The 22,354-nt window shown below is 71.5% G+C and carries 24 protein-coding genes; 10 read left to right on the forward strand and 14 right to left on the reverse strand.

Annotated elements, in window-relative coordinates:
• The first annotated feature begins 74 nt into the window (after positions 1-74).
• The 4 genes from ptsP to MFF04_RS03710 all read left to right on the forward strand — a co-directional run bounded on the left by ptsP (position 75) and on the right by MFF04_RS03710 (position 5,843).
• On the forward strand, positions 75-2,336 hold the full coding sequence (gene ptsP, locus MFF04_RS03695) for a phosphoenolpyruvate--protein phosphotransferase (protein ID WP_238274117.1): 2,262 nt from the start codon (positions 75-77) through the stop codon (positions 2,334-2,336).
• Positions 2,337-2,396: 60 nt separating this feature from the next.
• On the forward strand, positions 2,397-3,482 hold the full coding sequence (gene prfA, locus MFF04_RS03700) for a peptide chain release factor 1 (RefSeq protein WP_238274118.1): 1,086 nt from the start codon (positions 2,397-2,399) through the stop codon (positions 3,480-3,482).
• Between the two features lie 5 nt (positions 3,483-3,487).
• Positions 3,488-4,357 (forward strand): peptide chain release factor N(5)-glutamine methyltransferase, encoded by an 870-nt coding sequence (gene prmC / locus MFF04_RS03705; protein ID WP_238274119.1) that lies wholly within the window; start codon positions 3,488-3,490, stop codon positions 4,355-4,357.
• A 424-nt stretch (positions 4,358-4,781) separates the two neighbouring features.
• On the forward strand, positions 4,782-5,843 hold the full coding sequence (locus tag MFF04_RS03710; RefSeq protein ID WP_238274120.1) for a DUF4167 domain-containing protein: 1,062 nt from the start codon (positions 4,782-4,784) through the stop codon (positions 5,841-5,843).
• Positions 5,844-5,893: 50 nt separating this feature from the next.
• Here MFF04_RS03710 and MFF04_RS03715 read toward each other — a convergent pair whose 3' ends face one another.
• Together MFF04_RS03715 and MFF04_RS03720 are read right to left on the reverse strand one after the other, a co-directional pair.
• Positions 5,894-6,676, reverse strand: a complete 783-nt coding sequence (locus MFF04_RS03715) for a hypothetical protein (RefSeq protein WP_238274121.1) — start codon at positions 6,674-6,676, stop codon at positions 5,894-5,896.
• Positions 6,677-6,704: 28 nt separating this feature from the next.
• The gene (locus MFF04_RS03720) at positions 6,705-7,787 is read right to left on the reverse strand and encodes a DUF2336 domain-containing protein (RefSeq protein ID WP_238274122.1); all 1,083 of its coding nucleotides are present in this window, start codon (positions 7,785-7,787) and stop codon (positions 6,705-6,707) included.
• A gap of 144 nt (positions 7,788-7,931) precedes the next feature.
• Here MFF04_RS03720 and MFF04_RS03725 point away from each other — a divergent pair, with 144 nt between their 5' ends.
• Positions 7,932-8,096 carry a YqaE/Pmp3 family membrane protein gene (locus MFF04_RS03725; RefSeq protein ID WP_238274123.1) on the forward strand — a complete coding sequence of 55 codons (165 nt, stop codon included), beginning with the start codon at positions 7,932-7,934 and terminating at the stop codon, positions 8,094-8,096.
• Positions 8,097-8,103: 7 nt separating this feature from the next.
• Here MFF04_RS03725 and panB read toward each other — a convergent pair whose 3' ends face one another.
• The 4 genes from panB to MFF04_RS03745 form a co-directional block, all read right to left on the reverse strand.
• Positions 8,104-8,928, reverse strand: coding sequence for a 3-methyl-2-oxobutanoate hydroxymethyltransferase (gene panB / locus MFF04_RS03730; protein ID WP_238274124.1), 825 nt, complete (start codon positions 8,926-8,928; stop codon positions 8,104-8,106).
• Positions 8,929-9,017: 89 nt separating this feature from the next.
• Positions 9,018-9,614 carry a rhodanese-like domain-containing protein gene (locus MFF04_RS03735; RefSeq protein ID WP_238274125.1) on the reverse strand — a complete coding sequence of 199 codons (597 nt, stop codon included), beginning with the start codon at positions 9,612-9,614 and terminating at the stop codon, positions 9,018-9,020.
• Entirely contained in the window at positions 9,614-10,420 is an 807-nt protein-coding gene (locus MFF04_RS03740; RefSeq protein WP_238274126.1) for a quinoprotein dehydrogenase-associated SoxYZ-like carrier, read from the reverse strand. Before MFF04_RS03740 ends, MFF04_RS03735 begins: the two co-directional genes overlap by 1 nt.
• Positions 10,421-10,500: 80 nt before the next feature.
• Positions 10,501-11,445, reverse strand: a complete 945-nt coding sequence (locus MFF04_RS03745) for a quinoprotein relay system zinc metallohydrolase 2 (protein ID WP_238274127.1) — start codon at positions 11,443-11,445, stop codon at positions 10,501-10,503.
• A 138-nt stretch (positions 11,446-11,583) separates the two neighbouring features.
• Between MFF04_RS03745 and MFF04_RS03750 the strand changes: the two genes are divergently transcribed.
• Complete coding sequence (locus MFF04_RS03750; RefSeq protein ID WP_238274128.1) at positions 11,584-12,174, forward strand: TetR/AcrR family transcriptional regulator; 591 nt, start codon at positions 11,584-11,586, stop codon at positions 12,172-12,174.
• On the opposite strand, the gene queC is transcribed toward MFF04_RS03750, so the two are convergent.
• The 3 genes from queC to queE form a co-directional block, all read right to left on the reverse strand.
• On the reverse strand, positions 12,144-12,851 hold the full coding sequence (gene queC, locus MFF04_RS03755) for a 7-cyano-7-deazaguanine synthase QueC (RefSeq protein WP_238274129.1): 708 nt from the start codon (positions 12,849-12,851) through the stop codon (positions 12,144-12,146). The two genes, MFF04_RS03750 and queC, sit on opposite strands and share 31 nt — an antisense overlap.
• Positions 12,852-12,855: 4 nt before the next feature.
• Positions 12,856-13,212: a 6-carboxytetrahydropterin synthase QueD gene (gene queD / locus MFF04_RS03760; protein WP_238274130.1), complete on the reverse strand. Its 357-nt coding sequence runs from the start codon at positions 13,210-13,212 to the stop codon at positions 12,856-12,858.
• Positions 13,213-13,328: 116 nt separating this feature from the next.
• The gene (gene queE / locus MFF04_RS03765; RefSeq protein WP_238274131.1) at positions 13,329-13,961 is read right to left on the reverse strand and encodes a 7-carboxy-7-deazaguanine synthase; all 633 of its coding nucleotides are present in this window, start codon (positions 13,959-13,961) and stop codon (positions 13,329-13,331) included.
• A 274-nt stretch (positions 13,962-14,235) separates the two neighbouring features.
• Between queE and MFF04_RS03770 the strand changes: the two genes are divergently transcribed.
• From MFF04_RS03770 to MFF04_RS03780, 3 genes are all read left to right on the forward strand, one after another.
• Complete coding sequence (locus MFF04_RS03770; protein WP_238274132.1) at positions 14,236-15,738, forward strand: D-alanyl-D-alanine carboxypeptidase family protein; 1,503 nt, start codon at positions 14,236-14,238, stop codon at positions 15,736-15,738.
• A 1-nt stretch (position 15,739) separates the two neighbouring features.
• Entirely contained in the window at positions 15,740-16,849 is a 1,110-nt protein-coding gene (locus MFF04_RS03775; RefSeq protein ID WP_238274133.1) for a CobW family GTP-binding protein, read from the forward strand.
• 120 nt (positions 16,850-16,969) lie between these two features.
• Positions 16,970-17,212 carry a hypothetical protein gene (locus MFF04_RS03780; protein WP_238274134.1) on the forward strand — a complete coding sequence of 81 codons (243 nt, stop codon included), beginning with the start codon at positions 16,970-16,972 and terminating at the stop codon, positions 17,210-17,212.
• 3 nt (positions 17,213-17,215) lie between these two features.
• On the opposite strand, the gene MFF04_RS03785 is transcribed toward MFF04_RS03780, so the two are convergent.
• The 5 genes from MFF04_RS03785 to MFF04_RS03805 form a co-directional block, all read right to left on the reverse strand.
• Complete coding sequence (locus MFF04_RS03785; RefSeq protein WP_238274135.1) at positions 17,216-17,539, reverse strand: HPr family phosphocarrier protein; 324 nt, start codon at positions 17,537-17,539, stop codon at positions 17,216-17,218.
• Positions 17,540-17,670: 131 nt separating this feature from the next.
• Positions 17,671-18,072 (reverse strand): PTS sugar transporter subunit IIA, encoded by a 402-nt coding sequence (locus MFF04_RS03790; protein ID WP_238274136.1) that lies wholly within the window; start codon positions 18,070-18,072, stop codon positions 17,671-17,673.
• A gap of 128 nt (positions 18,073-18,200) precedes the next feature.
• The gene (locus MFF04_RS03795) at positions 18,201-18,695 is read right to left on the reverse strand and encodes an HPr kinase/phosphorylase (RefSeq protein WP_238274137.1); all 495 of its coding nucleotides are present in this window, start codon (positions 18,693-18,695) and stop codon (positions 18,201-18,203) included.
• Entirely contained in the window at positions 18,692-20,473 is a 1,782-nt protein-coding gene (locus MFF04_RS03800; RefSeq protein WP_373319951.1) for a sensor histidine kinase, read from the reverse strand. The genes MFF04_RS03795 and MFF04_RS03800 overlap by 4 nt, the downstream gene beginning before the upstream one ends.
• Positions 20,474-20,522: 49 nt before the next feature.
• Complete coding sequence (locus MFF04_RS03805; protein WP_238274138.1) at positions 20,523-21,233, reverse strand: response regulator transcription factor; 711 nt, start codon at positions 21,231-21,233, stop codon at positions 20,523-20,525.
• Positions 21,234-21,518: 285 nt separating this feature from the next.
• Between MFF04_RS03805 and MFF04_RS03810 the strand changes: the two genes are divergently transcribed.
• Positions 21,519-22,289 (forward strand): HugZ family pyridoxamine 5'-phosphate oxidase, encoded by a 771-nt coding sequence (locus MFF04_RS03810; protein ID WP_238274139.1) that lies wholly within the window; start codon positions 21,519-21,521, stop codon positions 22,287-22,289.
• Positions 22,290-22,354: the final 65 nt, after the last annotated feature.

Consider the following 22,354-nt stretch of genomic DNA (forward strand, 5'->3'; position numbering starts at 1 on the left):
CGCCGCCGGCGTGACCGGCGCACCCTGTCTGGCGTCGGGTTTGCACCCGTCGCCCGAGGTGGATTGACGAGACGATGCCCGCTGCGCCCGGAGGCCCGCGCCTGCTGCTGCGCCGCCTCCGCGAAGCCATGGCGGAGCCGGTCAGCCCCCAGGCGCGCCTGGACCGCATCGTCGTCCTGATCGCCGCCAACGTCATCGCCGAGGTCTGCTCGGTCTACGTCCTGCGCGACGACGGCACGCTCGAGCTGTTCGCCACCGAGGGCCTCAACCGCGAGGCGGTGCACCTGACGCGGATGCGTGCCGACGAGGGCCTCGTCGGCCTGATCGCGCAGACCGCGGAGCCGCTCTCCCTCTCCGACGCCCAGTCCCACCCGGCCTTCTCCTACCGGCCGGAGACGGGCGAGGAGGCCTACCACGCCTTCCTCGGCGTGCCGCTGCTCAGGGCGGGCAACACGCTCGGCGTGCTTGTCGTCCAGAACAAGACCTACCGGGTCTACTCCGAGGAGGAGATCGAGGCGCTCCAGACCACCGCCATGGTGCTCTCGGAGATGATCGCCTCGGGCGAGCTGCACGGGCTCGCCCCCGATGCCGGCACCGCCGCCCGCCGGCCCGTGAGCCAGCGGGGCGTGGCGCTCGCCGACGGGATCGGCCTCGGCCACGTGGTGCTCCACGAGCCGCGCATCGTGGTGAAGACCTTGATCGCCGAGAACGCCGAGCGGGAGATGGAGCGCCTAGAGGCGGCCATCGCCGTGGTGCGCTCGGCCATCGACGACTTGGTGGAACGGGGCGACAGCATCGGCACGGTGGAGAGCCGCGAGGTGCTCGAGACCGTGCGCATGTTCGCCCACGACAAGGGCTGGCTGCGCCGGATGCGCGAGGCGGTCTCGTCCGGCCTCACGGCGGAGGCCGCCGTCGAGCGGGTGCAGTCGGACAACCGCGCCCGGATGCTGCGCCAGAGCGACCCCTACCTGCGCGACCGCCTGCACGACCTCGACGACCTCGCCAACCGGCTGCTCCGCCAGCTCATCGGCCCCGATGCCGGCAACGGCTCGGCGATGCCGGAGAACGTCATCCTCGTCGCCCGCGCCATGGGCCCGGCGGCGCTGCTGGAATACGACCGCACCCGGCTGCGGGGCGTCGTTCTGGAGGAAGGCGGCCCGACGAGCCACATCGCCATCGTCGCCCGCGCGCTCGGCATCCCGGCCGTCGGCGAGATCGCAAACGCCACGGCGCTCTGCGACTCGGGCGACGCCATCATCGTCGACGGCGTCGCCGGGGAGGTCCAGGTCCGGCCCGGCCCGGAGATCGAGGCCGCCTATATCGAGATGGTGCGCCTGCGCGCCAAGCGGCAGGAGCAGTACCGGGCGCTCCGCGACCAGCCCTCGCTGACCACGGACGGGGTGCAGATCGGCCTCTACCTCAACGCCGGCCTGCTCGTGGACCTCTCCCACCTCGCCGAGACCGGCGCAGACGGGATCGGCCTGTTCCGCACCGAGCTGCAGTTCATGGTCGCCGAGCGGATGCCCTCGGCCGCCGAGCAGCAGACGCTCTACGAGGCGGTGTTCGCGGCGATCGGCGATCGCCCCGTCACCATCCGCACACTCGACATCGGCGGCGACAAGATGCTGCCCTACATGCCGAAGCTCGAGGAGGAGAACCCGGCGCTCGGCTGGCGGGCGATCCGCATCGGTCTCGACAGGCCGGCGCTGCTGCGGGTGCAGCTGCGCGCGCTGCTTCGCGCCGCTGGCGGCCGCCCTCTCAAGATCATGTTCCCGATGGTGGCGACGGTGGAGGAGTTCACCCGCGCCAAGGCCATCGTCGACCGCGAGAAGGCGCATCTCTCCCGCCACGGCCACCCGCTGCCGAGCGACTGCCGCCTCGGCGCGATGATCGAGGTGCCCTCGCTCCTCTTCCAGATGGAGGAGATCGCCGAGGTCGCCGACTTCCTCTCGGTCGGCTCGAACGACCTCATGCAGTTCCTCTTCGCGGTCGATCGCGAGAACCGCCGCGTTGCGGACCGCTTCGACCCCTTGAGCGCCCCGGCCCTGCGCGCCTTCCGGATGATCGCGAAGGCGGCCGCCGGGGCCGGCTGCCCGGCCACCGTCTGCGGCGAGATCGGCGGCAAGCCCCTCGACGCCATGGCGCTGATCGGGCTCGGATTCCGCGAGTTCTCGATGTCGCCGGCCTCGATCGGCCCGGTGAAGGCCATGGTGCTCGCCGTCGACGCGGGCGAGGTCGAGCGCCTGATCGACAGCGAGCTGGCGCAGGCGCGGGACGGCTACTCGCTGCGGCCGGCGCTGACCGACTACGCCAAGGCGCGCGGCATTCCGGTGTAGCGAAGGCCGCGTCGCGCGGCCTCCTCCCGACCCCTCGTTCAACAGAGTACACTCCAGGCGATGACGCCCATTCCAGCCCAGCGCCTCGACGCGATCATCACGCGCCACGACATCGTCACCGCGCAGCTCAGCGCCGGAGGCGGCGATTCAGAGAGCTTCGTGCAGCTCTCCCGCGAACTGTCCGACCTGGAGCCGGTGGTCGCCGCCATCGGCCGCTATCGGGACGCCGAGGCGAACCTCGCCGGCATCCAGGCGCTCATCGACGAGCCGGGCGGCGACCCGGAGATGCGCGCGCTCGCGGCGGAAGAGAAGCCGGAGGCCGAGGAGGCCCTGCTCGCCGCCCACCGCGCGCTTCAGCTGTTGCTGCTCCCGAAGGACGCGGCCGACGAGAAGAGCGCCATCCTCGAGATCCGCGCCGGCACCGGCGGCGACGAGGCGGCGCTGTTCGCGGGCGACCTCTTCCGCATGTACGCCAAGTATGCCGAGCTGAAGGGCTGGAAGGTCGAGGTGATCTCCGAGAGCGAGGGCACGGCCGGGGGCTATCGCGAGGTCGTCGCCGAGGTGAAGGGCCGTGGCGTCTTCGCCCGCCTGAAGTTCGAGAGCGGCGCCCACAGGGTGCAGCGCGTGCCCGAGACGGAGACGCAGGGGCGCATCCACACCTCCGCCGCCACCGTCGCCGTGCTGCCCGAGGCCGAGGACGTCGACATCACCGTCAACGAGGCGGATCTGAAGATCGACACCATGCGCGCGCAGGGTGCCGGCGGCCAGCACGTCAACAAGACGGAGTCGGCGATCCGCATCACCCACATCCCGAGCGGGATCGTGGTGTTCGTCCAGGAAGAGCGCTCCCAGCACAAGAACCGGGCCCGGGCGATGGCCCTCCTCAAGGCCAAGCTCTACGACGCCGAGCGGCAGGCGAAGGATTCCGCCCGCGCCGCCGACCGCAAGGCGCAGGTCGGCTCCGGCGACCGCTCCGAGCGCATCCGCACCTACAACTTCCCGCAGGCGCGGGTGACGGACCATCGCGTCAACCTCACCTTGTACCGGCTCGAGGAGGTCATCGCCGGCTCGGCCCTGGACGAGGTGATCGACGCCCTCGTCACCGAGCACCAGGCCGAGCTTCTCGCGGCCGAGGGCATGGCCTGAGCGCCGTGGCTTCAGCGATCGAGCCGGGGCTCCCGCGGCGGGAGGCCCTGCGCCGTGCCGAGGCGGCGATCGCGGCGTCCGGCGTCGATGCCGGGCCGGGCGACGCCCGCTTCCTCCTGCTCCACAGCCTCGGGATCGCCTCCGCCGACCTCGTGCTGGCGGGTGATCGTCCCCTCTCCGAGACCGACGCGTCGGCGCTGCGTGAGGCTCTGGGCCGCCGGCTCGCCGGGGAGCCGGTGGCACGCATCCTCGGCGAGTGGGAGTTCTGGAGCCTGCCGTTCCGTCTCTCCGGCGAGACCCTGGTGCCCCGGCCCGACACCGAAACCTTGGTCGAGGCGGGTCTCGCCGCCCTCCCCTCGGGCCGCCCGGCGCGGATCCTCGATCTCGGCACCGGCTCGGGCTGCATCCTCGTCGCCCTGCTCAGCGAGCGCCCGCAGGCTCTCGGGGTCGGGCTCGACCGGTCGCCCGGCGCCCTGCGCACGGCCCGCGAGAACGCCCTACGGAACGGCGTCGGCGGCCGCGCCGCCTTCGTGGCCGGCGATTGGGACGCACCGCTCGTCGGCGGATTCGACCTCGTGGTCTCGAACCCGCCCTACATCGCGAGCACCGAGATCGCCGGCCTGTCGGCGGAGGTCCGCCGTCACGACCCGCACGCCGCCCTGGACGGCGGCCGCGACGGCCTCGACGCCTACCGGCGGATCGTTGCGGCGGGCCGCCTGCTCGCGGTGGGGGGCGCCATGGCGCTCGAAGTGGGGGCGGATCAGGCCGAGGTGGTCGAGGCGCTCGGATGCGCGGCGGGTCTTGAACCGACCGGCCCGCGTCACGACCTCACGGGTCACGCCCGCGTCGTCGGCTTCCGCGCCGGCGGTGGATAGCGCCCTAGGGCGCCGGGCGCGGCCGGAAAAAGAGCTTGTTGCAATGCGCGCAAGCCGTTAGTGTGAAACGGCAGATCGCGAACGGTCCGTTAATACGGATGCCCTTAGGGTCGATGACGATCGACCCCGATGGGCGGTTCGCCGATTTCCCGAACATCGATCAGTCGCGGTCAAGGAATCGCCATCTCGGTCGGTGAAACGCGAACCTGACAATCGGACCGCGTCGCGAACGCGAGGGAACATCCCGGTTGGACGGGCCGGATGGCCGGCAGCCTGAGCGGATCGCAAGCGCTTCCATCTCCGGGGCGCGCCGCGCGGGCCTGAGCCGCCCGGCGGGGCTCGCTGCGGGAGCCGACCGCGCAGACGCACACATCGCATGAGTGAGGGTCAGTCGAGACCGATGAGACCAAACCAGAACAGACGGATGCGCGGCCGCAACCGGCCGAAGGGCCCGAACCCGCTCACCCGGTCCTACGAATCCAACGGTCCCGACGTGAAGCTCCGGGGCACCGCCCAGCACATCGCCGACAAGTACGCCCAGCTCGCCCGCGACGCGCTCGCCGCCGGCGATCCGGTGGCCGCCGAGAACTACTTCCAGCACGGCGAGCATTATTTCCGCATCGTCTCGGGCTCGCAGGATCATCAGCGCCCGCAGCAGACTCTCGGCTATGCCCGCCAGGGCTACGACGACGAGATGGAGGGCGACGAGGAGGAGAACGGCGCGCCGAACGGCCAGGCCAACGGCCACGGCTACGCGGCCTACGGCTCGGACGAGTACGCCGAGGGTGGCCAGCCCTCCTACGAGAACCGCCAGGACTACAATCGGCAGGACCAGGGCCGCGGCGACTACAACCGCCAGGGTCAGGACCGCCAGGATCGTCAGGACAACCGCTACAACGACGGTCCCCGCGGCGACCGACGCGAGCGCTTCCAGAACCGGCAGGATCGGCAGGACCGGAACGGCCAGCGCTTCGAGGGCAACCGCAACGACTACCAGCGCCAGGATCGCGGCGATCAGCCCCGCGCCGATTACGGCCAGCGGAACGACCGGCCCCGGCACGACCTGAGCCGCAACGAGGCGCCGCGGCAGGAGTTCACCCGCCAGGATCCGGGCCATCAGGAGCAGCCTCGCGCCGAGGTCGCTTCGGCCCCGCAGGCCGCCGCCGCCACCGAGAACGAGCGTCCCGCGCGCCAGCCGCGCCGCGAGAGGCGCCGGGACCGCGAGGAGCCCGCCCGCGCTGCGACCGCCGAGGAGACCGGGGGGCTGCCCGCCTTCCTGATGACGGCCCGCCGGCCCGCCGCGGAAAGCGCCCCGGAGACGGCGCCCGCCGCCGTCTCCTACGGATCGGAGCCCCCGGCCCCTGCCGCGGTAAGCGAGGACGAGGCGCCCGCGCCGAAGCCGCGCCGTCGCCGCCGCCCGCGCTTCGAGGGCATCGAAGGCGCGGAGGCCCCGGCGACCGCCGAGAGCGGCGGTTCCGGCGAGTAAGACGAGCCTCAGAGATCCAGAGAGCCGCCTCCCCCCGGAGGCGGCTCTTTTCACGCCGGGACCCGGCGCGTCCAATCCGGGTAGGCGTGGACCCGGTGCAGGATGCGGCGATGCCGGGCGACTTCGCCGAAGGGCGCGAGCTCCCAATCCCAGACCTGATCGGGCTCCGGCATCGGGACGCCGTGCATCAGGTCGAGCCGGTCGGTGACGCGGCCCTCCCGGTCGAGCTCCGTCTCCGAGACATCCGTGACGAGGCAGACCCGCGCCTCGAGCGACGAGAGCGCGGCGAGATGGGCCGCCACGATCTCGCGGCCGAGGTCCGGGCGGCGCGGTCCTCCGGGGCGCTCGCAGGCGTCGAGCGGCAGGATCGGGAGCTGCGAGAGCAGGTTCGCGGACACCACCAGATCGAGGTCGGTCTCCCCGCGGAGCACCGCCAGCGGATCGGAGAGCGACGAGGACTTCCCGAGGAGAAGCTCGGCGGCGCCGCTGAGATCGGCGTGCACGAGGCGGACGTTGGCCCATCGCCGCACGGCGAGCCGCGTCGCCCAGGGATGCACGGCATCCACCAGCAGCACGCGCTCGAAGCGCTCCGCGAGGCCTTTCACCGGAACGTCGTCGAGGAGGCCGGAGCCGAGGACAGCCACCGTGCGCCGGTGCGGCAAGCCGTCGCTGGCGGCGAGGATCACGCTTCGGGTGCGTTCGAGATGGGGCGCCCAGGCCCGGCGGCAGCGGCGCGAGCGGGAGCGCAGGGCGACGCTCTCCGCGACGTAGCCGAGGCGGCGCATCGCGGCCGGGGCCGGCGTCGTCAGGATGTGGAAGAGATCGGCGAGCACGGGTCCGTCGGCTGCGCCGCCTGCGAGGTCAGGCGGCGTCGGTCTTCTGTATCTGCTCGCGGGCCGAGGTGAAGCGCACGACGCGCTGCGCGGTCGCGATGGAGAGGGCCTGGAAGGCCTCGAAGGCGCCGCGCATGTCCTCGGCCTTCGGGGCCCAGCCGGGCTTGGCCTGGAGGAACAGCTTGAAGGTTCCCCAGCCGAACTTCACCGAGCGGATCAGAAACAGCAGCGGCTCGAAATCCTGCGCCTGGAAGGCCCGGAAGGCCATGGCCGGCGGCACGTTGGCCATCTTCGCGAGCGCGATGAGCGCGTCCTGGGTCTTGCCCTCGTTTACCCAGGTGGCGATCTGTTTCTCGTCGAGATCGATGCCGCCCGATTTCATGCGCTGCTCGAAGTCGTTCACGGAGCTGGTGACGCTGGATTCGGCGCCCCGGTCGAAGCTGCGCGTCACCTCCGTCACCGCCTTCGAGACGTCGGCCGGCGAGAACTCGGCCGCGAGCCGCTCGGCGGCGCGCTCGCGGGCGATGGCCGCGATCCGGGCTATGTGATGGGGCGGGACGTCCTTGCGCAGCTCGATGACGTTGCGCAGGGCCTCGTCGGCGCTCGCGCGCTCGCTGAGGACGTTGAAGCCGGCCTCCGAGAAGCTCGCTCCGTCGTTGCCGGCTACCGATCGCACGACCGACTGGTCGCCGCGCACCACGAGCACGTCGGTGACGCGCTCGCTCAGGCGGCGGCGCCGCGAGATCGCGAAGAGATGATCCTGGCCGCGCTCGCTCGCGATCTGCACGAGATCGGCGTCGGTGATGCACTCCGCCTTCGACAGCACCGGCACCGCGACCGAGGCCGCCTCGTCGAAGGCGAGGTCGCGCATTGTGTGGCGCAGGTCCCGGCGCTCGTCGGCGAGGCTCCGGGAGAGGGCCGCGCGGGCGATCGTCTCGACGTTCTGCGAGAGCTTCGAGATGACCGCATCGAACACCTCGACCTGAGGGTCGTTGAGCGCGGGGGCGCTCGCGGAGAAGAGCTGCGTGACACGGCGCAGCATCGCCATGCGGGTCTGCTGATCGCCGTTGGCGACCGCGTGCTCCACCTCTGTGATGAGCGAGTCGATCATATGCGCCGGGTCGTCGTCGTCCGATGCGCCACGCTAGCCCGCAACCCGTTTACAAACCGCGCATTCGGGGAACGAAAACGCACCCCTTCCGTTGGAGCGGCGTCCCTCCCGGCCCCGCTTGGCCGATAGCCCGGAAGCGCTCCCGTGTCCGATATCGTCCGCATCCTGCTCGCGATCTTCCTGCCGCCGATCGCGGTGCTCCTAACCCGGGGCCTCGGGCTTCAATTTCTGTTGAACGTGCTGCTCACGCTCCTCGGCATCCTGCCCGGCACCGTGCACGCGCTCTGGCTGATCCTGCGCAAGCCCTGACCCGCCGTCAGCGGGGCGGGTAGGTGTGCTCCGAGGCCGGGAAGCGCCCGGCGCGAACCTCCTCCGCGTACTGCTCCACCGCCTCGGAGATGTGGGCGCGCAGCGAGCCGAAGCGCTTGACGAATTTCGGTACGCGGTCGCTCAAGCCCAGCATGTCCTCAAGAACGAGGATCTGACCGTCGCATTCCGGCGAGGCGCCGATGCCGATGGTCGCCGCGGTCACGTCCGGAGAGGCGGCGATGGCGCGGGCGACCGGCTCCACGATACCTTCCAGCACGATCGCGAAGGCGCCGGCCTGGCTGATGGCGCGGGCATCCTCCAGCAGGCGCCGCTCGGCGTCCGGCCCGTGGCCCTGAACGCGGAATCCGCCCATCGTGTTCACCGATTGGGGGGTGAGGCCGATATGGCCCATCACCGGCACGCCGCGCTGGGTGAGGAACGCGACGGTCTCGGCGAAGGCCGCCCCGCCCTCCATCTTGATCGCTCCGGCGCCGGTCTCCTTCAGCACGCGGACGGCGCTCATGAAGGCCTGCTCGCGGCTCGCCTCGTAGGAGCCGAAGGGCATGTCCACCACGACCAGCGCCTTCGAGGTGCCGCGCATCACCGCCTGGGCCTGGACGATCATCATCTCCAGGGTCACGGGCAGGGTCGATTCCATGCCGTGCATGACCATGCCCAGGGAATCGCCGACGAGGATGAAGTCGCAGTGCTCGTCGAGGATGCTCGCGGTGTGGGCGTGATAGGCGGTCAGCGAGATGATCTTGCGCCCCTCCGCCTTGAAGCGCGCGAGATCGACGGCCTTCACCCGGCGGGACTGCACTTGCTGGGACATCGCTCAACCCATGAGAACCACGGAGCCCGCCTTATAGGCGCGTTCGTCCGCCAAATCCCGCGGGCCGGGTGACGGATCGGCGGCGTCCGCTACCGATCCGCCCCCGCGGACGCCGCCCAGGCGGGGTCCGGCTTGGCGACCGCCGTCTCGTGGGCGTCCTGCCAGCCCTCGACGCCGGAGGGGAACCAGTAGACGCGGCGGTAACCCGCCTGGAGCAGGCGCTTGCCGGCGTTCCAGCTTCCCCAGCATTCCGGCCGGCAGAAGGTTACGACGGGCTTCGACCGGTCGCCCCCCGTCAGCGCCTCGACCCGAGAAAGAAAGGCCTTCTCGCGCTCGGGCGGAAGCGGCGCGCCGCCGGCGCCCGGCATCCACACGGCGTCTGGGATGGAGCGATGCGTCGGCGACCATGGCCTGTCGGCGGGCAGGCCGGCGGGACGCCGCTCCTCCAGCACCACGTCGAGAAGCACCGGCTTCTCCGGGAGAAGCGCCTCCAGACCGGCCAGATCGAGCACCGTCGCGCCCTTGAGGGTCGGCGGCGTGTAGCCGCGGGGCGGCCCAGTCCAGTAGCCTTCCGGCTCCGGCACGTTGACGGGCGAATCGGCAGGCGTCGCGGCCGCGAGCAGGAGAGCCGCCAGGCCGGCGGCCGCCACCTGGAGTGTAGGGTGGCGCAGGCGCGTCAGGGCCATCAGTTGCTCACGGCCGGCGCGTCGAAGCTGTGCTCCCAGCGGCCGCCCTGATTGTCGGACGCCGTGACCTTGATCGGTCCCCTGCCCTCGGGAAGGAGGGCGAAGTTGATCACCGGGTTCGTGGCGAGGGAGATGTCTCCGTCGAGGGTGAAGACCGGCGTGTCGCCGTAGGCGACGCTGAGCTTCTGAACGTAGCGCGCCGGCGTGTAGTCGCGGGTGATCTGGTTCATCTGCATCCCCGAGAAGTTCGGGTGGCGCACCATCAGCGTCGCCTCGACGGGCTGGCCGGGCTTCACGTCGCCGCCGAACTTCAGGCGCATCTCGCCCATGCCGCGCATGGCCTCCTCGTCGCTCATGCCCATCGGGGCCGAGCAGCCGCCGGACGCCTTCACGAACTTGACCGCCTCGTGCAGCTTGCCGTCCTTCGTTTCCACGACGGCGTGGACGTTGGTGTAGTTGTTGACGCGCACCCGCAGCTTCACCTCGCTCGGGTCGGCCGCCGGGCCGAACTCGAAATGGGCGGCGTAGGGCGACGGGTTGTCGTCGATGAAGAGGTAGACCCCCTTCACCCGGTCCTTCTGCGGCATGGTGAGGGTAATTGGCACCAGCGCCGCGTCGAGGGCGCGGGCCGGGGCGTCGATGGACACGAGCGTGTCGGTCTTCTCGACGGCGCGGTCCTTGAAGACCGACTGCTTGATCTCGCCCCAGCGCGCCTCGCGCTCGGCATCGGAATCCCCCGCGCCGGCGGCGAGGACGGGGCCCGCGGACAGCGCGAGGCCAATGGCGAAGGCGGCGATGGTTCTCATGGGCGTGTCTCCTCGCGATGTAATCTGTCTCTCCGCGCGCCGTTCGGGAAGAGCGCCTGCAAGCCTCCCCCGTCGGCCCGTCACTCCCATTCCAGTTCCTTGTAGGCGACCGTGACGTTGCGGCCGTTGTAGGTGTCGAACAGCGTCCAGCGCTCGCGCTCGGACCGGGCGACCGTTTCCGTCGCCTTGTCGATCGAGATGCCCGCGGCGATGGCCTTGCGGGTCTCGTCCCGCAGGGTGGTGAGGTAGCGGGACAGATCCCCGAGCGCCGGAGCGAGCTCGACTGTCACGGGGCCGTGGCCCGGCACCGCGCGCGTGGCGCCGAAGCCCTTGAGGCGCTCGATCTCCTTGAGCCAGCCGTTGAGGCTGCCGTCGAGCGACGGGACGCGCTCCACGAAGAGCATGTCGGCGGGGAAGAGCAGACCGCTCGCCGTGTCGAGCATCGAGAGGTCGCAGGGCGTGTGCGCGACGCCATGGGCGGTGAAGCGCAGGGTGCGGTCGCCGAGATCGATCTCGGTGCCGTCCTTCACGGCCTGGGTCGGATAGACGACCTGCCCGGCCCGGCCCTTCCCGAGGATCTCCTCCAGGCGCTCCCGATAGAACGCGCCGCGGGCATCGAGCGCCTCGCGCAGCGAGGCATGGCCGATGAAGTTCGGCTTGTCCTCTAGGAAGGCGGCCGCGCCGAAGCAGTGGTCCGGGTGGACGTGGCTGAGGACGACGTGGCGGATCGGCTTGTCCGTGCGCTTGGCGATCTCGGCGCGCAGCCACTGCCCGTCCGCGAGGCTGCCGCCGGTCTCCGTCACCAGCACCCCGTCGCGGCCGACGATGAAGCCGATATTGGCGATGGCGTCCGCGTTCTGCGCGCTCGCGTCCTCGTGCAGGCCCTTCCGCACGAAGGTCTGCGGCGCGACCTCCTCAAGCGTGAAGCGCCCGTCGACCTCCTCGGCAGAGCGGGCGAGGCTCGGCAGGCAGCACAGGCAGAGGCCGCCGAACAGCGTCGCACGGCGGGTGGGCTCACCGCTCACCGGACGAGGGCTTCCTGCACGAGCAGAGCCATGGCGTCGCCTCCGATTGCTTTTCAACCATCTAGTAGGTAGGTTTCGACCGCGTCAAGGCAACAACGACGTGGCTTCACGTTTTCGCGCAGGACCCGACCGGACGGTATGAGCGACACCCGCGCGATCCTCCTCGGCGAGGCCGAGACCCTGGTACGCCGGCAGGGCTACTCTGGATTCAGCTATGCGGATCTCTCGGCCGCGGTCGGCATCCGCAAGGCCAGCATCCACCATCATTTCCGGACGAAGGAGGACCTCGCGACGGCCCTGCTCGCCGCCTACGAGGCACGCTACCGGACGGCGCTCGACGGGATCGAGAGAGAGGCCTCGAACGGGCTGTCGGGGATCCTCGCCTACGCGCGCCTCTATCTCGGCGGCGCCGAGCAGGGGCTCGGCTGCCTCTGCGCGGCCTTCGCGACGGAGGGCGAGCGCCTGCCGGAGGGGTTGCGCCGGGAGGTCGGCGCCTTCTTCGCCCGTCACATCGCCTGGATCGAGACGCGGCTGCGCCAGGGGCAGGCGGATGGCAGCGTGCGTGCGAGCCTCGAGCCGGCCGCGCAGGCGCGGCTCGTCGTGGCGGGGCTCGAAGGCGCGCTCGTCACCGAGCGTCTGCTCGGCGGGGCGGAAGGGTTCGGCGTGGTGATCGAGGCCCTGCGCGAGAGCCTGACGGGTCAGGCCTCCTCGGCGACGAACCGCGCGTAGCCGTCCGCCCGTAGGCGGCAGGCGGGACAGGTGCCGCAGCCGTAGCCCCAGTCATGCCGCGTGCCGCGCTCGCCGAGGTAGCAGGTGTGGCTCTCCTCGACGATGAGGTCCACGAGCGCCCCGCCGCCGAGCTGCTGCGCGAGCCGCCAGGTCGCCGCCTTGTCGATCCACATCAGCGGCGTGTGCAGGACGAAGCGGCGCTCCATGCCGATGTTGAGCGCCACCTGGAGCGCCTTGATCGCGTCGTCGCGGCAGTCGGGATAGCCGGAGAAGTCGGTCTCGCACATGCCGCCGACGATGTGGCGCAGGCCTCGCCGGTAGGCGAGCGCGGCGGCGAAGGTCAGGAACACGAGGTTGCGGCCAGGCACGAAGGTGTTCGGCAGGCCGTCCGCCGCCAGGGCGATGGCGGTGTCGCGGGTGAGCGCGGTATCGGAGACGGCGCCGAGCGCATCGAGCGACAGCGTGTGGTCCGGCCCCAGGCGCCGCCCCCAGGACGGCTCGATCCCCACGATCCGGTCGCGGATCGTGGCGCGGCCGTCGAGCTCGATGCGGTGGCGCTGGCCGTAGTCGAAACCGAGGGTCTCGACCTGCGGGAAGCGGTCGAGCGCCCAGGCGAGGCAGGTCGCCGAATCCTGCCCGCCGGAGAACAGGACCAGTGCGCCCTCGGCCTCCGCCATCGCCCTACTCGCCCTCGTACTGCGCCCAGGACATCGGCGTCTCGTAGAGCCTCACCGAGGCCAGCGCCGGCAGGTCCGGCTTCGTGCGATGCCAGATCCAGGCCGCGATGTTCTCGGCGGTCGGATTCTCCAGCCCCGGCACCTCGTTGAGGCAGTGGTGGTCGAGCCGCTCCAGGATCGGCGCGAAGACGCGCTCAACCTCGTAGAAGTCGACGATCCAGCCCGTGACCGGATCGACCGCACCCTTCAGCGTTAGCTCGACCCGGTAGGAATGGCCGTGCATCCGCGCGCAGCGGTGCCCCTCGGGGACATTGGGGAGGCGGTGGGCCGCCTCGAAGGTGAAGGCCTGGGTGATCTGCATCGTGGTCGCGTTCGATGGACCGGCGGAAGCGCTCCGCGCCGGCAGGGGCGATATGTCATCGAACGCACCGAAATGCACCCTTGCCCCGAACCGGGCCGCCCCGCGCCCAGTGAAGGTCAGGGGATGCCGATGATCTTGTGCGTCTGGAGCGAGAGCCGCCAGCGGGCGTCCGTGCGGCAATACGCGACGGCGGCCTCGGTGTGCGCGGCCCGGTCCGGACCGTCCATCGGCTGGAGCCAGCGATGGTCGAAGGAAAGATCGACCAGGGCGGCGGGGTCGACGCCGGCCTGCGGGAAGACGAGCTTCAGCTCGTGCCCGCTCTTCTGGACCAGCGGGTTGCGGCCCTTCGGGCTGACGCAGATCCAGTCGATGCCCGGTGGGGCCGGCAGGGTGCCGTTGGTCTCCACCGCGATGGCGAAGCCGCGGGCGTGGACCGCCGCGATCAGCGTCTCGTCGAGCTGGAGCAGCGGCTCGCCGCCGGTGAAGACGACGTAGCGGTGATGCGCGCCGCCCGCCCAGGCCGCCGCGATGGCATCCGCCAGCGCCTCCGCGTCCCGGAAGCGCCCGCCGCCCTCGCCGTCGAGCCCCACGAAATCCGTGTCGCAGAAGGTGCAGGCCGCCTCCGCCCGGTCCTCTTCGCGGCCGGACCAGAGATTGCAGCCGGCAAAGCGGCAGAACACCGCCGCGCGCCCCGCCTGGGCGCCCTCCCCCTGCAGGGTGTGGAAGATTTCCTTGACCGCGTAGCTCATGATCCGCCGCACCGGGCGACCGGCTCCTGCCCGATCGCAGGCACATAAGCCGGGAAAACCGCCCGCGCCACCGGCCCTTGCACAGGAACCGCCATGCTCTCGCCACGGAGATCGCCTTGATCGGTGGCGTCGACGGCCCGGTCGGGCCAAGGTTCGCAGGGCGGGTTCCTTCCGGCTCGGGGCGCGGGGGCGGTCCCGCCCGGCGTCGCGCCATCCCGTTCCCCACGTCGTGACGCGGTCGATCCCCGCGCAGACGCCTTCGAGACGAGATCCGATGCTACACGCACCCGCGAGGCGCTTCCTGCTCGGGCTCGCCGCGACGCTCGGCCTGACCGGGGCGGCGCAGGCGATCCAGACGCCGACGCTGGTGGTCGACGCGGATTCCGGCAAGGTCATCTACCAGCGCGCCGCCACGGACCCGTGGTATCCGGCCTCGATCACCAAGCTGATGACGACCTACGTCGCCCTCGACCTCGTCCGCCAGGGCCGCGCCTCCCTCGACACGATGATCACGATCTCGCCCGAGGCGGCCGCCGAGGCGCCCTCGAAGATGGGCTTCCGGGCGGGCACGCAGCTCACCCTCGACAACGCCCTCAAGATCATCATGGTCAAGTCGGCCAACGACGTGTCCCACGCCATCGGCGAGAGCCTCGGCGGCTCGATCGAGGGCTTCGCCGAGATGATGAACCAGGCCTCGGCCCGCCTCGGCATGCGCGAGAGCCGCTGGTTCAACCCGCACGGCCTGCCCGATCCGCGCCAGTGGACCTCGGCCCGCGACATGGCGATCCTCGGCCGCGCCCTGATGCGCGACTTCCCCGAGCGGCACGACCTGTTCTCGATCAGCGCCATCCAGTTCGGCACCGCCGTGATGGCCAACCACAACGGCCTGCTCGGGCGCTACGCCGGCGCGGACGGCATGAAGACCGGCTTCATCTGCTCCGGCGGCTTCAACGTGGTGGCGAGCGCCACCCGCGGCGGCCGGCGCATCATCACCGTCGTCATGGGCCAGCCGAGTGCCCGCGAGCGCGACCTCAAGGCCGCCGACCTGTTCGACTACGGCTTTACGCAGAGCGCGGGTTGGACGAGCGACAGCGTCGAGGCGCTGGCGCCCTCCGCCGTCGCCGAGCCGCCGGACATGCGTCCCTACGTCTGCCAGCGCAGCAAGCCGATGCCGATCGACGAGGGGCCGGGTGCGATCGCCGCCCCGGCGCCCGGCACCGGCGACCAGACGCACGCGCAGCTCGCGGGCGCCACCGGCGCGTCCTCGGCGCTGGCGCTGGCGACCTTGAACAACGGGCAGCTGCGCACCCGCAGCCTGCCGCCGCGGGCGCCGCTCCAGCCCATCGCGGTCTGGATCGGGCGCAGCCCCGCCGAGGGCCAGGCGATCCTCGCCCAGCAGGCCGAGGCGGCGAAGGCCGAGCAGGCCGCCGCGCGCAACGCCCGCGCCGAAGCCCTGAAGGCCAAGCGCGAGGCCTCCCGTCAGGCCAAGCTGGACGCGAAGGCCAAGGCCGACGCCCGCAAGGCCGAGGCGAAGGCGTCCGTCCCCGCGCCGAAGACCAAGGCCGCCGCGCTGCCGAAGAACGCGGCCGCCTACACGGCGGCGGAGGGCGGCAATCCCGGCATCCCGCAGGCCGGAATCGGCAAGCCGCTTCCGAAGGGAAAGCCCGCCGCGAAGGCTGCCGAGCCGAAGAAGCCGGCGCCCAAGGCCGCCGCTGCCGCCAAACCGACGACCGCCAGGTCGGCCTCGGCGCGCAAGCCCGCCGCCGCCGACGAGTAGCGTGAGCGCCAACCCCTCCGGCCTCGGCGCGGACACTTCGCGCCGGCCCGAGCCCATTCCGCTGACGGTGCTGACCGGCTTCCTCGGAGCCGGCAAGACGACGCTGCTCAACCGGTTGCTGCGTGATCCGGCGCTCGCCGACACCGTGGTCATCGTCAACGAGTTCGGGGAGATCGGCCTCGACCACCTCCTCATCGAGCGGGTGGACGAGGACATGATCCTGCTCGGCGCGGGCTGTCTCTGCTGCAGCGTGCGCGGCGATCTGGTGGCGGCCCTGGAAGACCTCCTGCGCCGACGCGACAACGGCCGCATCACGCCGTTCCGCCGAGTCGTCATCGAGACCACCGGGCTCGCCGATCCCGCCCCGATCCTGCACGCGGTGCTCGGCCATCCCTACCTGTCGCTGCGCTACCGGCTGCAGTCGGTGATCGCGGCGGTCGACGCGCTCCACGGCCTCGCCTCCCTCGACGCGCAGCCGGAGGCCGTCCGGCAGGCGGCGATGGCCGACCGGATCGTGGTGACGAAGACCGATCTCGCGGGCGGCATGCCGGACGCGCTCGTCGCGCGTCTGCGGCGGCTCAATCTTGGGGCGCCGATCACCGGAACCGACGTGCCGGTGGCCGAACTGCTCGGCGGCGCCTTCGGCCTCGACGGCAAGATCGCCGAGGTGCGCGACTGGCTCGGCGAGGAGGCCGTCGCGGCGAGCGGCAGCGCCCAGGAGCCGGGGCTCCGCGACCGCCACGACGCCTCGGTGCGCGCCTTCGCGCTCACCAGCGACACGCCGGTGCGGCCGGCGGCGCTCGAGATGTTCCTCGACCTCCTGCGCTCGGGTCACGCCCGCGCGATCCTGCGGCTGAAGGGCCTCGTGGCGCTGAGCGACGATCCCGCGCGGCCGCTCCTCGTCCACGGGGTCGGGCACACCCTGAGCGCGCCGGTCCGGCTGGCGGAATGGCCCGATGCGGACCACCGCTCGCGGCTCGTCCTCATTGTGCGCGACCTCGATCCGGCCTTCGTCGGGACGCTGTGGGACGCCTTCCTCGGCAGGCCCCGCGTCGACGCGCCCGACGCCGAGGCGCTGTCGGACAACCCGCTCGCGCCTCCGGGTTTCTGACGGAGGCCGTCCCGTCGCGAGGCTCCCGCCTTCGGCATTGTCCTTGAACCGTCCTCTCCAGACGGCGCGGATGCGGCGCCGAGGCGTCCCGATTCGGGACGGATGGCAGGGATCGGGACGATGGCGGGACGGTTCAGGGTGATCGACGGCGGGATGACGGCGACCGAGAGCGCCCTGGCTCTTCCCGTTATGGTCCGCGCCGCCAATGCACCGGCGGAGGCGCGCTACGCCGACCACGTCGCGGCGGCGCTGCGGACGGAGATCGTCCGGGAGACATCCGGTCGTACGACCGCGCGGCGCGCTGCGAGCGAGCGCCGCCAGCCGATCCCGGCCGCCAACCTCATCGAGGTCGGCGCGGCCTGACCCCTACTCGTCCTCGCCGAAACGGTCGGCGAGAAGCGCCTCGATGGCATCGAGGCAGGCGGCGGCATCCGAGCCCACCGCCGTCACGCCGATGACCGTGCCCTTGGCGGCGCCCAGGGTGAGCAGGCCCATGATCGAGCGGCCGCCGACCGTCTCGCCGGCCCGCGTCACCGCGACCGTCGATTCGAAGCGCTCCACGGTCTGCACGAACTTCGCCGAGGCGCGCGCATGCAGCCCCTTGCGGTTGACGATGGGCAGCATGCGCAGGAGGCCGCCTTCCGGAACCGGGATCTCGGAGGGCTCGTCGGTGTAGGTGGTGTCGTCCATCGCCGTGCGGAGAACCTCGGTCGGGCAGGCGGGCGGACCGCCGGAATGGGCGCCGGCTCCTGCGAAGCGCGGCTTCAGCAGACCCGTCAATCCACTGAGGACAAGGCGAAAGTCGGGCGCGGCGCCCGGCGCTACTTGCCCGCCAGCACGCGGGAGGCGACGTTGATGTACTTGCGCCCCGCCTCCTGGGCATGGAGCACCGCCTCGCCGAGGCTCTCCTCGTCGCGCACGCTCGCGAGCTTGATCAGCATCGGCAGGTTGATGCCGGCCACGACCTCGACGGCGCCACCGTTCATGCAGGACAGGGCGAGGTTCGAGGGCGTGCCGCCGAACATGTCGGTCAGCACGACGACGCCGGCGCCCGAGTTCACCCGGCCCACGGCCGCGATGATGTCGCGGCGGCGCAGTTCCATGTCGTCCTCGGGCCCGATCGTGATGGTCTCGATCTGCTCCTGAGGTCCGACGACGTGCTCCAGCGCGGCCTTGAACTCGGTCGCCAGAAGGCCGTGGGTGACGAGCACCATTCCAATCATCGAAGCGTGTTCCGACGCCCTGTGAGAACGGGGCCGCCATGTTGTGCGCCGCACGGGGCAACGCAAGGCGGTCGCGACGTTTTGCTCATAACGTCCGCATCCATAATGCCATGTGGAACCATTCCGCGCTACGGGCGCAGGTCGAGAACCATCTCGCCGGTCCGGGAGTGCGGCTGCGAAGACACGGCGAGCGCCCGCAGGACCAGCAGCGGCGCGAGCCCTGACCGGCAGAGCCCACGCTCGAGCACGAGGCGCCGCAGGCGGACCCCGTGGAGCGCCACCGTCCCGTCGTCCTCCGGCACGCGCGGGGCGCTCGTCACGAGGTCGACGACGAGACGCAGCGGCGCCTGCGCGCAGGTCTCGACCCGGCAGAGGCCGACGCCGCGCATCTCGATGAGCCCCTCGATCGCCGGATGGCCGCGCGCGACCACCACCGCGCCGACCGTCTCCAGCGCGACGCGGTCGTCGCCGACGAGGGCGGCGGGAACGCCGTCGCCGCGGCAACGCTCGAGGAGCTGGAGCGCCAGCACCGACTTGCCGGCGCCCGGCTCGCCGCGAATCAGGATGCCCTCGCCGGCGACGGCCACGCAGGTCGCGTGGATCGTCGGCACCGCGGCGGTCATTCCGCCGCGATCTGGCGTGGCGCCAGGGGCAGGCGGACGATGAAGCGGGCGCCGCGCACCGTCGGTTCACCGTCCTCGTCGGCGGGGCCCGGCCGGTTCTCGGCCTGGATGGTGCCGCGATGCGCCTGGACGATCTGGCGGGAGATCGACAGGCCGAGCCCCGAGTTCTGGCCGAAGCCCTGCTCCGGGCGGTCGGTGTAGAAGCGCTCGAAGATGCGCTCCAGGGCGTGCTCGGGGATGCCCGGCCCCTCGTCCTCGCAGACGAGCTCGACATGGCTCTTCGTCCGCCGCAGGGCGACGCGGACCTTCGCGTCCGGCGGCGAGAAGGAGCGGGCGTTGTCGAGGAGGTTGTTGACGACCTGCCCGAGCCGGCTGTCGTGCCCGACGATGGCGAAGGGGCCGTCGCCCTCCGCGGTCGGCGTCTCGATGTCGAGCTGGATCGTAGCGTCCTTCGGCCGGCGCCGCTCGTTGGCCACCGAGACGACCGTGGTGATGAGGCGGCGCATGTCCACGCGCCGCGCCTCGGCCCGGGACAGCTCGGCGTCGAGCCGCGAGGCGTCGGAGATGTCGCTGATCAGCCGGTCGAGGCGCTTCACGTCGTGCTGGATGATCTCCAAGAGCCGGCCGCGGGATTCGTCGCTCCTGGCGAGCGGCAGGGTCTCGACGGCACTGCGAAGCGAGGTCAGCGGGTTCTTCAACTCGTGGCTGACATCGGCCGCGAAGCTCTCGATGGCGTCGATGCGCCGGTAGAGCGCCTGCGTCATGTCGCGCAGCGCGCCCGAGAGGTGGCCGATCTCGTCGGTGCGGTAGGTGAAGTCCGGGATCTCCTGGCGGGACTTGATGCCCTGCCGCACCCGCTCGGCGGCGTCGGCGAGGCGGCGGACCGGCCCGGCGATGGCGCCGGCGAGCAGGATCGAGAGCACCACCATCACCGCGGCGGCGATCAGGAAGACCTGCAGCAGCCCGAAGCGCTCGGAGGCGATCACCCGGTCGATGGCATCGCCCTGCGTCGAGACCATCAGGGCGCCCCGCACCGTGCCGGCCCGCTGGATCGGCACGGCCACCGAGACGATCGTCTCGCCCCGCTCGTTCCGGCGCACGATGGAGCCGCGGGCGCCGTTGAGCGCCATCTGCACCTCGCGGAGCGACCGGCCGTTGGCGGGGCCCGCCTCCTCCGTCGACGGGCGCCGGTCGAAGGGTGCGAGCAGCCGCTCCTGAAGGTAGGTGTAGGCGCGCTCGATGAAGCTCGGCGTCGGGGGCTTTGCCGCCTGCGGCTCGCCCTTGGCGATCTCGGGCCGGGCCGGCAGCGTGCGCGTGTCGAACAGGAGGCCGCCCTCCTCGTCGTACACGCGGGCGCGGTTCCCGGTCGGTGTCACGAGGCGGCGCAGGAGCGGCGCCACCTTCTCCGGATTGAGGGAGAAGGCGAGCGGCGACGGCTTCTCCTCGCCTTCCCCCGCCTGAAGCTGGAGGAGCTTGTCCGGATCGATGCGGATCGTATCGGTGTCGACGGAGGCCGAGGAGGCGATGGCGCTGGCGATGATCTCGCCCTGGATCGCGAGGCTCTGCACCCGCGCCTGGATCAGCCCCTGGCGGAACTGGTTCAGGTAGAGGAACCCCAGCAGCAGGACGATCAGCCCGACGAGGTTGAGGACGACGATGCGGCGCGTGAGGCTGGAGGCGGCCCGCTGGCCGATCGACCGCCACAGGGCGCGCGGCCAGGCGAGCAGGCCGGCGCGCTCCTTCGGCTCATCGTCGGTTTCGGGCGCGGCGGCGCGCAGGGGGCTCGATGACACGGGCGGAGGGTTCCGGCGTCTGCGTGGCGGTCCCTCAGGCCTCCTTGAAGCGGTAGCCGACGCCGTAGAGCGTCTCGATCATGTCGAAGTTGTTGTCCGTCACCTTGAACTTCTTGCGCAGCCGCTTGATGTGGCTGTCGATGGTGCGGTCGTCGACATAGACCTGATCGTCGTAGGCCGCGTCCATCAGGGCGTTGCGGCTCTTCACGACGCCGGGCCGCTGCGCCAGCGCCTGGAGGATCAGGAACTCGGTGACGGTGAGCGTCACCGGCTCGCCCTTCCAGGTGCAGGTGTGGCGCTCCGGGTCCATCATCAGGGCGCCGCGCTCGAGCGAGCGGGCGGCCGCGTCCGCCTCGCGGTTGGCAGTGCCGGCCGGGTCCTTCGGGGCGAAGCGGCGCAGGACGGCCTTGACCCGCTCGACGAGGAGGCGCTGCGAGAACGGCTTATGGATGAAGTCGTCGGCGCCCATCTTGAGGCCGAACAGCTCGTCGATCTCCTCGTCCTTCGAGGTCAGGAAGATCACCGGAAGGTCGGATTTCTGCCGCAGGCGCCTGAGAAGCTCCATCCCGTCCATGCGCGGCATCTTGATATCGAAGATCGCGAGGTCCGGCGGGGAGTGCTTGAGCCCGTCGAGGGCCGAGGCGCCGTCCGTGTAGGTCTGGATCCGGTAGCCCTCGGTTTCCAGGGCGATGGAGACCGAGGTGAGGATGTTCCGGTCGTCGTCGACGAGGGCGATGGTCGGCATGCGCGTTCCTTGAGTCAACGGTGCGGCGGGGGTCTCTTGTCGGACCGCCCGCGTGTCCGCCTCCGGCCCCGGGGGCTGCGGCGCGTGAGAGGCCGCGCATGGGAACTGCGCCGATCCTGCTTCGCGCCGCGAAGAACCGTCACTTATAAACATCACCCGCAAAAAAGCGAGCGCCCGGCGTAGCTTGGCCGTGTGGGGGCGATGGGCCGCGCCGGGCGGGGCTCGCGGAGCGTCCTACCGGCGGACTATGCTGCGGGCGGATCACGGGTTTCTACGGGGGCGGGCATGGCGGCGGAGGATGCGATCGGACCCGTCCGGAAGGGGCCGGCGGAGCCTTTCCCGGCAGCGCAGGCGCCCTTCGATGCGATCGGAATGGCCCGAGGCTTGCTGCGCTCCGTCCCCTCCGGCGCCCTGGCGACTCTCGCGACCGACGACGGCGCGCCCTTCGCCTCCCTCGTCACCATCGCCACCGACGCGGACGGCACGCCGCTGATGCTGCTGTCGCGCCTCTCCGCCCATACCCGCAACCTCGAGGCCCACCCGCGCTGCTCCCTGCTCTTCTCGAAGGGCGGCAAGGGCGATCCCCTCGCCCACCCGCGGCTAACGGTGACGGGCCGCGCCGAGCGCACCGACGACCCGCGCGTCCGCGCCCGCTTCCTCGCCCGTCACCCGAAGGCCGAGCTCTACGCGGGCTTCCCCGATTTCGGCTTCTTCGCCCTGCGCCCGTCCGCCGGCCACCTCAACGGCGGGTTCGCCAAGGCCGCGACGCTGACCGCGACGGAGCTTCTCCTCGACCTCGAAGGCGCAGAGGCCCTCGTCGCGGGCGAGGCCGGCGCCGTCGCACATATGAACGCCGACCATGCCGACGCGCTGGGGCTCTACGCGGCAGCTGCGGGCGAAGGCCCCTGGCGCCTCACCGGCCTCGACCCGGAGGGCATGGACCTCGTCTCCGGCGAGCGCACCGCCCGCGTCCTCTACCCGGAGCCGGTCCGCGACATGGGCGCGCTCCGCAAGAGCCTCGTGGCGATGGCCGCCGCCGCGCGGGAGGGACGGTAGCGCCCACGCTTGGCCTTATCCGGCCGCGCTGCTATCTGCGGACCTGAATTTCCCGACATGCCGCG

It is taken from the genome of Methylobacterium jeotgali (assembly GCF_022179345.1).
GTDB classification, from domain to species: domain Bacteria; phylum Pseudomonadota; class Alphaproteobacteria; order Rhizobiales; family Beijerinckiaceae; genus Methylobacterium; species Methylobacterium jeotgali.